The following is a 13,640-nucleotide window of genomic DNA, read 5'->3' on the forward strand; positions in this document are numbered from 1 at the left end:
AGGAGATGATGAATCGTGGATGATCCCAGTGGTTTGTGGGGATCTTTGATTCTTTTAATAATATTGTTGTTCCTTTCTGGTTTTTTTTCTGGATCTGAAACTGCTTTAACAAGTATTGGAAGATATAAGATAAGAGAGCTGTTGGATGAGGAAAAAGATGAGAAAAAGCGAAAAAAATACAAAGATTTTATAGAAAATCCCAATCATTATTTAACTACTATTCTCATAATGAATAATTTAGTAAATATCTTAGCAACATCCACTGCAACTGTATTTGCGGTTAGACTCATTCCTACTTCTCAAGGTGGTGCTATAGGAATAGTTACTGCTATTATGACAATATTGATACTTATTTTTGGGGAAATAACTCCAAAAGTTTATGCAAGAGAAAATGCTCAAAGATTTTTTGATTATACTTTTATAACAATTAATGTTTTAAATAAAGTTTTAACACCCATTGTTTGGATACTGGTTAATATTTCCAATGTTTTCATAAAATTATTTGGAGGAGAAACAATTCATAATGCACCACCACTAATCACTGAAGATCAAATCATATCTTACCTAGATATTGGTCATGAAGAAGGCGTAATAGAAAAAAGCGAAAAATATTTGATGCAAAGAAGTTTGGAAATGAGGGAAACAGCAGTAAAAGAAGTAATGACTCCGAGAGTTGATATTATTGCTATAGAAGATCAGGAAACCGTACAAGAATTGATAAAAATAATTAATGAAGAAGGTTATTCAAGAATCCCTGTTTATAAAGAGTCGCTTGATAATATTATAGGAGTAGTGTACGCAAAAGATATATTTAAAAAAATTGACGAGGTCGAAGAATTAGAAAAAGTTATAAAAATGAAGGTAATTGAAATAATGCATAAACCTTTTTTTGTCCCAATAACTATGAAAATAAAAGACGTCTTCAAGCTTTTTTTAAGTTACCATACTCATATGGCCATAGTTGTAGATGAATATGGAGGAACTGCAGGACTGGTTACTTTAGAAGATATAATAGAAGAGATGACCGGAGAAATATTTGATGAATACGATGACAAGAGTGATGAAATAAACATAACAAAGATAGGAGAAAACGTTATTTTGGTTGATGGAACAACACCTATCAATGATATAGAAAGAGAGCTAGATATAGATTTTCCAGAAACTGAGTTTGAAACAATCGGTGGTTTTTTATTAGAAATGTTTAGGAGGTTTCCAAAACCGGGAGAAGTATATTATTTAGAAAATTTCGAATTTGAAATAGTGTCCGTGACTATAAACAAAATAGACAAGGTTAAAATAACGTTACATCCCCGGCATTTTGTAAACAACGAAGAAAAGGAAGATGATAAAAATAATGGAAGAGAAAAAAACGATTGAGAAACTGCTAGAAGAGGCAAAAAAAGTCAGAGAAAAAGCGTATGCTCCCTATTCAAACTTCAAAGTAGGGGCATCTTTATTGACCGAAGATGGGAAAATCTTCACAGGATGTAATGTTGAAAATGCTTCTTATGGACTATCTTTATGTGCCGAAAGAAACGCTATTTTTTCTGCTGTTTCTAAAGGAGAGAGAAAATTTAAAGCTTTACTTGTTGTAGCACAAGGAGAAGGAACGGTTGCTCCATGTGGTGCATGTAGGCAAGTAATGAGAGAATTCGGTGAGTTCGATGTTTATTTAGCAAATACAGATGGAAAAATCGAAAAAACAAAGGTAAGTGAACTCTTACCAAAAGCCTTTGGACCAGAGAATTTAGAAGAAAAATATTAAAATTCTATCAAGGAGTAGACATTAATGGACCTTAATGAAAAAGAACTATCAAAAGAAACGATCTTTCAAGGGAAAATATTAAATTTGGAAAAATATCATGTAGAATTACCAAATAAAAACACATCAACAAGAGAAGTCGTTAATCATCCCGGAGCAGTAGCTGTACTACCGATTGATGAGAATGAGAATATTTATCTTGTGAAGCAATATCGATTTCCAATAAGAAAAGCATTGATCGAAATACCTGCAGGTAAATTTGATTCACCTGATGAAAACCCTCTAGAATGTGGCAAAAGGGAATTAGAAGAAGAAATTGGTATGCAAGCAAAAGAATGGGTATATTTAGGTTATATATATACTACTCCCGGTTTTTCTACAGAGAAAATTCATTTATATTGTGCAAGAAATCTTATTGATGTGGGGGTAAACCCTGACGATGATGAGTTTGTAGAAGTTTTAAAAGTGTCTATTTCAGAAATGAAAGAAATGATAAAAAATGGACAGATAACAGATTCTAAGAGTATCTGTGCTTTTTATAAGTATATAATATTTTAAATAATTGTTTGGAGGATAAATCAATGAATTCAAATGAAGTTAGAACAAGATTTGCACCTAGTCCAACTGGATACCTTCATGTAGGAGGAGTAAGAACAGCTCTATTTAACTATCTTTTTTCTAAAAAAAACAAAGGAAAGTTTGTTTTAAGAGTTGAAGATACTGATATAGAACGCTCAACCAAAGAGTCAGAAAACCAACTGATATCAAGTCTTAAATGGCTGAAATTAGATTGGGATGAAGGACCAGATATAGGAGGAAATTATGGCCCATATCGTCAAAGTGAAAGATTAGAAATTTATCAGCAAAAAGCTAGAGAATTAATAGATAATGGCAAAGCATATGAGGCATATATATCTTCCGAAGAAATCGAAAAGATCAAGAATCAATTACTGAGTGAAGGGAAACCACCTCATTATTCTTATGAATTAATATCTAAATACAATACTAATGAAAGAATTAAAAAATTCAAAGAGAAAGGTTTAAACCCTGTAATCTTTTTGAAAATGCCACAAAAAGATTATGAATTAGATGACAAAATCAAAGGTAAGGTTATTTTTAAGAAAGGCTCCATCGGTGATTTTATAATTCTCAGAAGTAATGGAATTCCTACGTATAATTTTGCAGTTGTAGTGGATGATGTCCAAATGAAAATAACCCATGTAATTAGGGGAGATGATCATTTGCCGAATACTTTAAGGCAAATGGCTATCTACGAAGCTTTTGAAGCTAAAATGCCAGTTTTTGCACATGTTTCAATGATTCTTGGACCTGATGGTAAAAAATTATCTAAAAGGCATGGAGCGACTTCCGTAGAGGAGTTTATAAATCAAGGATACTTACCAGAAGCAGTTTTAAATTATTTATCATTATTAGGTTGGTCGCATCCAGAAGGAAAAGAAATAATAGAAATTTCTGAGATAATTGATAATTTCACTTTAGACAGAGTAAATTCTAGTCCAGCTATATTTGATGAAACGAAGTTGAAATGGATGAATGGGCAATATCTTAGAAAAAAACCTTTAGAAGAAATCTATGAATTAGCTAAACCTTTTGTTTTAAACTCTAATTTATTAATTCCAGAACAATATTTATCGAACAAAAAATGGGTTATTAAAGCAATAGAAACAATTTTACCCTCTCTAGAAATTCTAAGTGAAATACCTGAAAAGATAGAAGTGTTTTTAAAGGATTATGTCCCCGATACAAACGATTCGGAATTTTTAGAATATTTCAGTAAATCTGGAGTTAAAGAAGCAATAAAACAGTTTTATGATTATATTAAAGAAAACGATAGTTGGGATCCCAAAACAATAACTGATAATTTGAAACAAGCCATGAAAGATAGCAAACCTCAAAAGAAACCATTTTATATGTCTCTAAGAAAGATTTTAACAGATTCATTTCATGGACCAGATTTGGTAAATACAATTTATTTGATAGGAAGGAATAGGGTTTTAGACAGATTCGAAAGGGTGAAAGATCTTTGACTCCTGAAAATAAAATAAAGATATACGATACCTTACGTGGAGAATTAGTTGATTTAATACCAGTAAAAGAAGGGGAAATAAAGATTTATCTTTGTGGGCCGACAGTATATAATTTACTTCATATTGGTAATGCGAGACCAATAATTATATTTGATGCATTTAGAAGATTTTTAGAGTATTTAGGATATAAAGTGATTTTAGTACAAAATTTTACAGACATAGATGACAAAATAATTGAACAAGCTAATAGAGAAGGAATATCCTTTGAAAAGTTAGCGAAAAGATATATAATCGAGTATTGGAAAGATATGGTAGCTCTAAAGGCAAGGGCATTCAATTTTCACCCGAAAACTACTAACTATGTTGATGAAATCATTTTATATATAGATGATTTAATAAAGAAAGGATACGCCTATAAAGCAGATAATGGTGATGTTTATTTTGACATCAACAAGTTCAAAAGATATGGTGAATTATCTCATAGAAAAGTTGAGGATATGAAAGTAGGAAATCGGACAGAAGTTTCTCAATTTAAAAAGGATCCTTTAGATTTTGCCTTATGGAAGGTTTCTAAAGAAGGAGAACCTTATTGGGAAAGCCCTTGGAGTAAAGGTAGACCTGGTTGGCATATAGAATGTTCGGTTATGTCTACAGAACTTTTAGGAGAAACCTTTGATATTCATGCAGGAGGTAACGATTTAATATTTCCTCACCATGAAAACGAAAGAGCTCAGGCTATAGCTAAAACTGGTAAGGAATTTGCTAAGTATTGGATGCACAATGGGATGATAAAAATGGCTCAAGATAAAATGTCAAAATCGTTAGGGAATGTTTGGTATTTAAGAGACCTGTTAAAAAAATTCGACTCAGACGTTTTAAAAATATTTGTTCTAAGTAAGCACTACAGAATACCTATTGATATAAATGAAGATTTACTCAGGTCTCAACAAACTTCAGTTAATAGAGTGAAGCAAGCACTAAAGGAATCAGAAGAGTTTTTTGGTGGAAAAGTTCCTTATCCAACACAAAAGGATTTTTTTATAGTTGATGAAACATTTCTTATAGAAAAACTTTCCAACGATTTTGATACACCTGCAATTATTAGTCGTATTTTTGAATTGAGCAAAGAGTTAAACAAAGCGTTAAATTTACGAGATGAAAAGAAAATAAAAAATATTTATTATATCATTAGTAATTTTTATGGAAGTATTTTAGGTTTATTTGAGACAAGTGAAACGTTGAGGAAAAATAGTTTTGAGTTGGATCAATTAGTAGAAGTTGTTTTAAACGTTAGAGATACCCTTAGAAAAGAAAAACGTTTTGATTTAAGTGATTATATACGTAACGAATTAATTAATATGGGAATTAAGTTAAAAGATACTCCTGAAAGAACCAAGTGGCAATAAAGGAGGAGAAAATAATAGACGTAAATATAATAAATTCTATCTTGGCGTCCCTAAAAAATACCTTTAAAATTATTACTAAATTGAACTTTGAAGTAAAAAAGCCTATAACAGTTAAAGATATAAATAAAAGTTATGATGTAGTTACTAATATTGGGTTTACTGGGTTATTAGAAGGTAATATTTTATATTCTTTTACTGAGAACGTTGCAAAGGATATCGTTAACAATATGATGGAAGGCATGATGAAAGTAGATGAGATTGATGATATGGCTATAAGCGCTCTGGGTGAATTAGGTAACATGGTTTCTGGTTCTATAGCTGTAAATCTTGAAAAGTATAATTATAATATTGTAGTAACTCCACCCTCTGTTTTCAGGGGCAAAATAGTTAAAGTAACTGCAAGAGGTACAATTTTGAAATTTCCTGTTTTTATTTCTGGAAACAATGAAATGGATTTGTATTTTGTCTTTAAAGAACGAAGATGAACAAAACAATCAATAAAGCTATGAGGAGGAAGAAATAAATGGCAAAAAAATGCGAAGTATGTGGTAAAAGTCCTTCAACTGGAAATATAGTTGCTAAATCTAAAGTAACTACTCGGAGAGTATGGAGACCTAATATTCAAAGAATAAGAGTGATCAACGAAGAAGGTGTAGTTCAGAGGAAGTATGTTTGTACTAAATGTTTAAAATCAGGAAGAGTCCAAAAGGCATAAAAAAATCGGTCTAATTAAAGACCGATTTTTTTATTAAAGTATGGCGTGCCTGGCCGGATTTGAACCGGCAACCTCCGGATCCGCAGTCCAACGCTCTATCCAATTGAGCTACAGGCACTTTTGAATAAAATAAATGGCGGAGAGGGAGGGATTCGAACCCTCGGTAGAGTCACCTCTACACTTGCTTAGCAGGCAAGCGCCTTAGGCCACTCGGCCACCTCTCCGTTAATTTCATATATATATATCAATCCTTGATTATTATAACATTGTTGAATATTTCTGTCAAGGGAATTTTATTTCTTACTTTTTTTCATCAGGTACATTTTGTTATCCGCTTCCTTTATTAATGATTCTAGAGTAACATCTTTTTCAAAGTCTTTATATTCAGAAATACCATAACTAAATTCTATTTTCACATTCCCATCGACTTTTATATTTTCTAATTTTTTTTGCACTCTTTGAAATATTCTTATTACGTCATTAGTTTCAGCATTGGGAAGCCCTAAAATAAACTCATCACCTCCAACACGTATAATTAAATCAGATTCTCGTAAAGTGTTTCCTAATATTTGTGAAACTTCTTTAAGAATATAATCCCCAGTATCATGACCAAAATTGTCATTTATATATTTTAGGTTATCAATGTCTATAAAAACAATGGAAAGTGTTTCTTTACGCCTTTTTGCTAATTCAAAATATTTTCCTAAAGCATAAAAACCGACTCTTCTATTGTAAGAACCCGTTAATTCATCATACGTAGCAAACTTTTTAAGTGTTTCCTCCAACTTTTTCTTTTCTGCCATATCTGTTATGACTAAAATTACTCTTTTTATATCTTCTTCAATATATGGAACAGCAGCAATTAATACAGGAATTGCATTTGAAGAATTCGATTGTAAAGTAGATTCAAAAGTTATTAGTTTTTCTGGGCCATCTATTATTTTTTTTATCATGTGTTTAAAATTATCAAGCCTATTTTTGTTAATAAAATCTTTATAATTTTGTATATTTTCTTTCTTGTTTACCATATTATAAAAAGATTTATTTGCATATTGTACATTCAATTCAAAATCTAACAAAACTAATCCTTGACCCATATTTTCCATTACTTTTTCGACAAAACTTTTTTCTTTTTTTATAGAATCAATTTGTTTTTTGTACTCTGTTATATCTAAATATGTTCCCAATATTTTCTGGGGTAAACCGAATTTGTTTTTTTCTAAAATTTTTCCTCTAGATAAAAACCACTTATAATTATTATTTTTGTCTTTTATTCTGTATTGCCCTTCAAATTTTTCTCTTTTTCCTTCAAAATATTCTTTGAAGCTGTTAATGATTTTATCTAAATCTTCGTTATCAACGAACTTTTCAAAGACTTTCCAATTTCTATCGAATGGATCTTCGTCATATCCCAAAATTTCTTTATATCTTTCATCATAATCAAAAATTCCTGAGAATAAGTCCCATTCCCAAATTCCTATTTGAGAAAATTCAAAAGCATTTCTTATTTTTGCTTCATTCTTTCTAATAATTTCAATTTCTTTTTCATATTTAAAATTTTCACTTAAATCTTTGCCTATTAAAATACAAAGATTTTCAGAATCAATAGTAAATGTTTCCAACTTGAATTCGACAGGAACTTCTTCGTGGTTGTTATTATAAAAAATGTAATTAAATACCAACAACTTATTTGAGCTTTTTTATGAAAAAAATAGTTAATTTGATTTTTTATATTTTTTTCATAAAAAAGATCAGTTAAATCTGTACCAATTAGGTTCTTTTTTGGAATCCCTAAATCAACAACTTTTTTGTTAACATAAACAATAAGTCTTTTAGTATTAATAATAAAAATTAAATCATTAACATCATCTAATATAAACCATGGATAACGTTCCTCTTCAAAATCAAAACTTTCATTTGATGATTCCTCGTATTTCTTCTGCAATTGAGATAAAATATATTCTCGTTCATTATCATTGAGTGACTTATTATAAATTATTTTTCCCAGCCTCCCTTATTTTTTATATTTTCTAACAATCAAGAATAAAAATAGAATAAGAGAAACTTTTATTCAACTTTGATTATTGTAAATTCAATATTCTTTTCACGTAGGAAATCAGTAATTTTTTTAATGACTTTTTCTCTGCTCTCTGAGATATTTTTAATTCCTCTTAGTAAAATCAGAAAATTTTCTTTTTTTATTGTAAATACATCTTCTTTTCTTATAATTGTTTTTAATTTATTAATCGCATCTTCTGTTATCCTATCATTTATTTTTATTTCAACTAATATGAAGTCTTTATCTCTTTTATTTTGCTCTAGTTCAAGAACTATATCAAATAATTCAGGAGAAAAAAAATTCCCATCTTTTACAAAGATGTTATTAGAAAAAGAATTGTTTTGTGAAATCATAGTAAAAGAAGAAAAATCATCTTTACAACCAAAATAATCTTTATATTCATTAAATAAACTTCTAGCTTTTTCTGTTTCTCCATTTTCTACATAATATTTTACCAATTTCAACCATGCATCTTCTCTTTTAGAATGTAAGAAAGCCTTTTGAATGTAGTAATGAGCATCTATTGTATTATTCATTTTCATGTATATATTTCCAATTTCTAAGAGCATATCTATATAAATTCTTTTTAAGAATTCTCTTTTGTCTCTTATCCATTCATCTTCCATATTTTCTTGTAAAAGATCATCTTTATACAAATCCACCGCTTTAGTAAACAAAAATAACCTTCTTGTGGTCTCTTTTTCTTTAAAACCCTCGTCACTTAATTTAATGAACTCTTCCATGTCGATATATATATCTTCATTCTTCGAAAATAAGCAATAGTTCTCTTTTAAAGTTAATTCATTGCTTTTTAATTTAAGATTCTTTCTAATATAATATAAAGTTGTATTTAGATTTAATCTTGCTCCCTCGTCATCAAATCCAGGCCAAAATAAATCGTAAATTTCAACAAGGGGGACTTGCCTTCCTCTATTAAGTACTAAATATTTTAATACTTCAACAGCTTTTCTCGATTTAAAAGTATCTACTTTTTGGTTATTAACATATACCTCAAATTCCCCCAACATGTAGATTTTTAACAAATTAAGTCACCTCGAAATAAAGGATAGGGGATTCACCGTGATTCATTTTTAAAATTCGTAAGTTCCAAAAGAAGAAAATACAATATTATTTGAAATAAAATTATATCCTAAAGAATTTTGAAACTCAATATTATTTATTTTATGAAATGAGCCTAAGTTAAAAAATAGATTATACTTATTTTCTATATAATTTAAACCGAAATTCATAAAAAGATTGTTTTCCATAAAGTTTGCTAATTTTTCTAACTCTCTACCTAAGTAAAAGCCAAATTGTTCAAAATTTAAAGATGTATAAAAATGCTCGCCTAAATAAAAACCAACTTCCTCGTTTGTAAGTATGTATCTCAGGTCAACTATTTTAAAAGAATTAAAATTCTTTTGCACAGAAAAATAAAAGTCATTATTAAATTTCAGACTATTATCTGTAAAAGTTACAGGGACAATTATTCCTTCAAATTCCAAATTCTCTAATTCTGTTTTATCTTGTAAAAAAACATAGAATTTATTGTTCTGAGCGTTAACTCCAACTTTTAAGTCTTTGATAATAAAACTACCATAATAACCAGCGTTTTTAAAATCTAAAAGATTACTTATTCCAACGAAAACAAGATCATTTAATTTAATATTTAATTCTGATACTAGCTCATCTTTGTTATGATAAGAAAATGAATTTTGATATATTCTAAAAGAAATACTGTTCTTCTTAACTGATTCTTGTTCTTCAATAAACTTCATTTTTTCTAGATTATTTACTAAAATATATATATCAAGAACTTTTTCTTCATTTTCATCTTCATAAGTGATAGAAGCAACATAATTATTTTTGTTTTTATTTAGATCAATAGTATCTTCGAAATACATATTAACACTATCAATAACAATTTTTGTTCTTACTTGATTCCCTAAATCATTTAAAGGTGTAATCTTAAAGGTAGCATTGATATTTCCTTTTGAGTCAAAATTAAAGGAGTATCCTTGAATTATTGATATATTACCCAGTAAAGTCTCGTTTCTAATTTGATTTTCTAAAACAGCATAAACTGAATAACTATACATTTGAGAACTTTGAGAAAAAGTTATAAGATTAAAAGTTAAAATAAAAGGAATTATTAAAAATAATATTTTTTTCATTTTTCATCAACTCCTATAAAAATAGGAGAAGCAGTCAGAAAAATCATCATTCGTTTATTTTCGTCCTTGTTCTCATTATCTCCAAATAGTAGTCGAAGAAAAGGCAGATCTTTGAGAAAAGTAGTGCCTCCATTTCTAGAATATGTTTGACTCAAATCTAAATCTCCTATCAATAATATTTCATTTGGTTTTAGATTTACTTTTGTTTCCAATTCAGATTCAGCAAGCAGATAACTATCTTTTTTCACATCCATTAAATTTGCAGATTTTGTTCGGAAAGAAATTTGAATAATCTCGTTCATCATTTTTGGAGTCATTTCTATTTCTATACCGCTTTCTATATTTCTAAATTCGTTTCTGTAAGTTGTAAAGATGATACTATCCGAACTTTTTAAACTTAATAATGCTTTTTGATCGGGTAAAACATTAACAATCTGTTTTGTAACTAATTCAGCAGTTTCATTTTTTTCATACATATCTATTTCTGCTTCGAATATATCTTGAACAGAAATACCTATAGTTGGAGCTGAAAAAGAAAAACTATTTTTTATGCCTTCTTTGTTTATATTAAAAACATTACCTTTAATCAGGTCAGAAAACCTTTCGTTTGTTTCAACTATGTATACAGTTAACTCTATATACGGTTCAGCAACATCTAATTTATTTGCTAAATCCTGCACATATTCTATAATATTTTTGGGGGCATATACAACAATTTGATTTCTTTCTTTGTTAGTTTTGATATACTGTTTTAAATTCTCAGGGATTAAACCTATAAACTTATCAACAGTAATATAGTTTAAAGAAATAATCGCTGTTTCTGCTAAATTTATAAAGTTATGGCTATTTGGATCTGGAAGGCCCACAAAATAAACATTTTCATCAATCTTTCTGTATGCGAATCCACCAGGTAGTAATAATATATCTAAAGCTTTTTCTAAATCTACTTCCACAAAATCTGCTGTTACTAAACCACTAACGTATTGATCTGATAGAATTGTTAATCCTGTTTGAAGAGAAATTTCGTTTAGTGCTTCTGTTAAATCAGTGTTGTAAAAGGTAGCGGTAACTTTTGGTGATTCTTCCTTTTGTGAAAATATAAGTATTGAAAAAATGATTAGAAAAAAAGATAAAAACATTTTTTTCATTTCAAATCCCCCTCAAAAGTTTTTATCCTTTGATCTTGGTTGAAAAGTGTAATTATATATCTGTAATTTTCATCTGTTATTAAGGGTACTTCTCCTATTAACAGAGTTTCTTGTCCTGGAATAAGCCATTCTTCACTTGAAGGCGTAAGATCGTAAACACCAATGCTAACACCTTTTTCGTCAATAATACTTATTGTTCCCTTTGGAATAATGTACCTATCTCCGATATTTTTTACATTTACACTAAAAATACCTTGGTTTTCAATTATTTCGTAATTAGTACTAACTAAATTAATATCGTAAATAGTATCTCCAATTAAAGTTTCTATATTAACGGTTTTTTCAGATAATAACTCTTCGTCTTGGTTATAAGCTCTGAACACAATCTGACCGTAATATCCTCCATCTTCTGCCTCTTTAGGAACGTTTATTGAGATAATAGTTCTAGATGTTCGTTGAGAATTGATAGTAAAGGAAGGTTGACTTCTTAAAGTAAGCCAAGAAAGAATCGATTTATCTTTTGTTAAACCAGCGAAATCTCTGGCACCAACTTCAACATTGACATTTTGATTTGACATATTTTGAAGATTTACAACAAAAGTCTTAACGGCACCTGGATAAAGATCAAAACTAAATTCATCGTTATCTAACAACAAAGCTAATTCCGTTGGAGGAACAAAATTAAAACCTTCTTCAGGAACAGTTAAATCATAGGTAAAAACTCTTTGTCTGTTAGAATAATTAACAAAAAGATTTATTTTATAATCACCTGCTGATAATAAGTATTTAGGTTGCCCTGAAAAAACAACTTTATTACCTTTTAAAATCCTTTGAGAAGAAATATTGTTTTTTTCCATATATTCAGATTTTAAAGGAAATCTTTCAATCATCTTGTTATTTTGATCTCTTAAAATTGCTTCCATCGAAACTATCAAATCATAACTCGAACCATTGACCACAGTAGCTTGTAAGTTAGGTCTTCCCTCTTCATCAGGTATGACATCAACATTTTCAACACTAATATTTGTTATCGTAGTTCCTTGTATATGTACGGTAATTCTTATTGCATACCTAATAATTATACCTATGGTGCCACCAGTTTCAACTTGCGGTGTAATCATTAAAATAAAATTGTAGGTTCCAAACGGAGCATTTGAAGGGATATTGAAATTAACTTCAACGGGCGTGCTTGTACCTGGTGAAACAGTTACTGAATTAGGGAATTGTGCCCAGTTTGTATAAAGAAAGTTTGATTGATCGGCTTTAATATAATCAAAATTACCAGATATATCTTGACCTAACTGGTATAACTCAATACTAACAGGTTGAGTCGTGTTCCCGCCATATATGTATATAACTTCTGTGAATTGTTCACCTGCTCTAACGTTATGCTCAGATGATAGCGGAGAAACAGTAATTTGAGAAAAAGAAAGTAAAATCAAGAAAGACGTAAAAAATAAAATAACGAGAAGTTTTTTCATATGTTTTATCGATCCCCCTTCTAACTAATCATATTATATACCCATTCATTATATATAAAATATTATAACACTATTTATAATAAAATTTATTTTAAAATCAGAATCTTAGGTTTTAAATTCCCCTTTTTCAAGGGTTTAATTCTCCTCTTGAGAGGGGTGTCAGCTTTAATTCCCCTTTTTGAAGGGGTGGCTGTGACGCTTTTTGTCACAGACGGTTTAGTTGCTTTTGAATTGGATTTTCAATTTGCTAAAAGCAAATTTATGAGTGACTACCCCGTCTGCAGCATAAAACGCTGCATCCACCCCTTCACAGAAGGGGAATTTCAGGGTGTGTTTACAGACGGGTTAGTTGCTTTGGTGTTTATATAAAAAATGCCCCTTTCATAGGGGCACTTATTATTTACATTGTTATTTATTATAAACTGCTAATTGTGAAAATTACATCAGCTATCTTTGTATTTGTTGTAAGTGTTCCTAAATTTAAATTATCAATTACGTTGATAGTAGCTGTTGTATCAAAAGTTACAACACCGGCAGATCCAAAACCAATAACTGACGTATCAATAGATACATTAACTAAACTAGCCCAACTTTCATAACCGGTAACCTCACTAACGGAAGAAGCTACACCATAACTAACATTAGCTTCAGCTAAAAGAGCCACTGTATCTTGTACTGTTGCATCAGGATTTAAAAGATCAAAAACCAAATTAAATTGTCCATCATCACCAGGAGCAACACTCAATCTAACAAATTCGGGTACGTTCAAATAAACTGGAACTGTCGCTGAATCAGTTACTTGTGCCAACATTGAAACTGCCATAATCACCATAACAAATAAAATCCC

The 13,640-nt window shown here is 29.6% G+C and carries 15 protein-coding genes and 2 tRNA genes; 8 read left to right on the forward strand and 9 right to left on the reverse strand.

The window, feature by feature from the left end; genetic code table 11:
• Window positions 1–15 precede the first annotated feature (15 nt).
• The 7 genes from PW5551_RS09155 to rpmB are packed head-to-tail and all read left to right on the forward strand — an operon-like array spanning window position 16 to window position 5,931.
• Window positions 16–1,377 (forward strand): hemolysin family protein, encoded by a 1,362-nt coding sequence (locus PW5551_RS09155; RefSeq protein WP_113075474.1) that lies wholly within the window; start codon window positions 16–18, stop codon window positions 1,375–1,377.
• Window positions 1,355–1,765 (forward strand): cytidine deaminase, encoded by a 411-nt coding sequence (locus tag PW5551_RS09160; RefSeq protein ID WP_113075485.1) that lies wholly within the window; start codon window positions 1,355–1,357, stop codon window positions 1,763–1,765. The genes PW5551_RS09155 and PW5551_RS09160 overlap by 23 nt, the downstream gene beginning before the upstream one ends.
• Window positions 1,766–1,789: 24 nt before the next feature.
• Entirely contained in the window at window positions 1,790–2,320 is a 531-nt protein-coding gene (locus PW5551_RS09165) for an NUDIX domain-containing protein (RefSeq protein WP_113075475.1), read from the forward strand.
• Window positions 2,321–2,343: 23 nt separating this feature from the next.
• On the forward strand, window positions 2,344–3,810 hold the full coding sequence (gene gltX, locus PW5551_RS09170; RefSeq protein ID WP_113075476.1) for a glutamate--tRNA ligase: 1,467 nt from the start codon (window positions 2,344–2,346) through the stop codon (window positions 3,808–3,810).
• A gap of 14 nt (window positions 3,811–3,824) precedes the next feature.
• A complete protein-coding gene (gene cysS, locus PW5551_RS09175) occupies window positions 3,825–5,216 on the forward strand; it encodes a cysteine--tRNA ligase (protein WP_113075486.1) in 1,392 nt (463 codons plus the stop codon).
• On the forward strand, window positions 5,207–5,701 hold the full coding sequence (locus tag PW5551_RS09180) for a chemotaxis protein CheX (protein WP_233488504.1): 495 nt from the start codon (window positions 5,207–5,209) through the stop codon (window positions 5,699–5,701). Before cysS ends, PW5551_RS09180 begins: the two co-directional genes overlap by 10 nt.
• Before the next feature lie 38 nt (window positions 5,702–5,739).
• Complete coding sequence (gene rpmB / locus PW5551_RS09185) at window positions 5,740–5,931, forward strand: 50S ribosomal protein L28 (RefSeq protein ID WP_113075477.1); 192 nt, start codon at window positions 5,740–5,742, stop codon at window positions 5,929–5,931.
• Between the two features lie 41 nt (window positions 5,932–5,972).
• Here the strand turns inward: rpmB and PW5551_RS09190 are convergent.
• From PW5551_RS09190 to PW5551_RS09220, 8 genes are all read right to left on the reverse strand, one after another.
• A tRNA-Arg gene (locus tag PW5551_RS09190) sits at window positions 5,973–6,049 on the reverse strand.
• Window positions 6,050–6,065: 16 nt separating this feature from the next.
• Window positions 6,066–6,155, reverse strand: a tRNA-Ser gene (locus PW5551_RS09195).
• Between the two features lie 69 nt (window positions 6,156–6,224).
• Window positions 6,225–7,553, reverse strand: coding sequence for a sensor domain-containing diguanylate cyclase (locus tag PW5551_RS09200; RefSeq protein ID WP_233488505.1), 1,329 nt, complete (start codon window positions 7,551–7,553; stop codon window positions 6,225–6,227).
• Complete coding sequence (locus PW5551_RS10610; protein ID WP_233488506.1) at window positions 7,511–7,876, reverse strand: PAS domain-containing protein; 366 nt, start codon at window positions 7,874–7,876, stop codon at window positions 7,511–7,513. Before PW5551_RS10610 ends, PW5551_RS09200 begins: the two co-directional genes overlap by 43 nt.
• Window positions 7,877–7,998: 122 nt before the next feature.
• Window positions 7,999–9,033 (reverse strand): BTAD domain-containing putative transcriptional regulator, encoded by a 1,035-nt coding sequence (locus PW5551_RS09205; RefSeq protein ID WP_113075479.1) that lies wholly within the window; start codon window positions 9,031–9,033, stop codon window positions 7,999–8,001.
• Between the two features lie 48 nt (window positions 9,034–9,081).
• The gene (locus PW5551_RS09210; RefSeq protein WP_113075480.1) at window positions 9,082–10,164 is read right to left on the reverse strand and encodes a hypothetical protein; all 1,083 of its coding nucleotides are present in this window, start codon (window positions 10,162–10,164) and stop codon (window positions 9,082–9,084) included.
• On the reverse strand, window positions 10,161–11,312 hold the full coding sequence (locus PW5551_RS09215; protein WP_113075481.1) for a type II secretion system protein GspD: 1,152 nt from the start codon (window positions 11,310–11,312) through the stop codon (window positions 10,161–10,163). Before PW5551_RS09215 ends, PW5551_RS09210 begins: the two co-directional genes overlap by 4 nt.
• Complete coding sequence (locus PW5551_RS09220) at window positions 11,309–12,793, reverse strand: hypothetical protein (RefSeq protein ID WP_113075482.1); 1,485 nt, start codon at window positions 12,791–12,793, stop codon at window positions 11,309–11,311. Before PW5551_RS09220 ends, PW5551_RS09215 begins: the two co-directional genes overlap by 4 nt.
• 156 nt (window positions 12,794–12,949) lie before the next feature.
• On the opposite strand from PW5551_RS09220, the gene PW5551_RS09225 reads away from it, so the two are divergent.
• Window positions 12,950–13,162: a hypothetical protein gene (locus tag PW5551_RS09225; RefSeq protein ID WP_113075483.1), complete on the forward strand. Its 213-nt coding sequence runs from the start codon at window positions 12,950–12,952 to the stop codon at window positions 13,160–13,162.
• 46 nt (window positions 13,163–13,208) lie between these two features.
• Here PW5551_RS09225 and PW5551_RS09230 read toward each other — a convergent pair.
• A partial coding sequence (locus PW5551_RS09230) for a hypothetical protein (protein ID WP_158526177.1) occupies window positions 13,209–13,640 on the reverse strand: 432 nt, incomplete at its 5' end.

The sequence above is a fragment of the Petrotoga sp. 9PW.55.5.1 genome (genome assembly GCF_003265365.1).
Taxonomy (GTDB): Bacteria; Thermotogota; Thermotogae; order Petrotogales; family Petrotogaceae; genus Petrotoga.

Bases quoted from the DNA above. Each gene is read 5' to 3' on its own strand.
- PW5551_RS09160 (WP_113075485.1), top strand. From the start codon at position 1,355: ATGGAAGAGAAAAAAACGATTGAGAAACTGCTAGAAGAGGCAAAAAAA.
- PW5551_RS09165 (WP_113075475.1), top strand. From the start codon at position 1,790: ATGGACCTTAATGAAAAAGAACTATCAAAAGAAACGATCTTTCAAGGG.
- gltX (WP_113075476.1), top strand. From the start codon at position 2,344: ATGAATTCAAATGAAGTTAGAACAAGATTTGCACCTAGTCCAACTGGA.
- rpmB (WP_113075477.1), top strand. From the start codon at position 5,740: ATGGCAAAAAAATGCGAAGTATGTGGTAAAAGTCCTTCAACTGGAAAT.
- PW5551_RS09210 (WP_113075480.1), bottom strand. From the start codon at position 10,164: ATGAAAAAAATATTATTTTTAATAATTCCTTTTATTTTAACTTTTAAT.
- PW5551_RS09215 (WP_113075481.1), bottom strand. From the start codon at position 11,312: ATGAAAAAAATGTTTTTATCTTTTTTTCTAATCATTTTTTCAATACTT.
- PW5551_RS09220 (WP_113075482.1), bottom strand. From the start codon at position 12,793: ATGAAAAAACTTCTCGTTATTTTATTTTTTACGTCTTTCTTGATTTTA.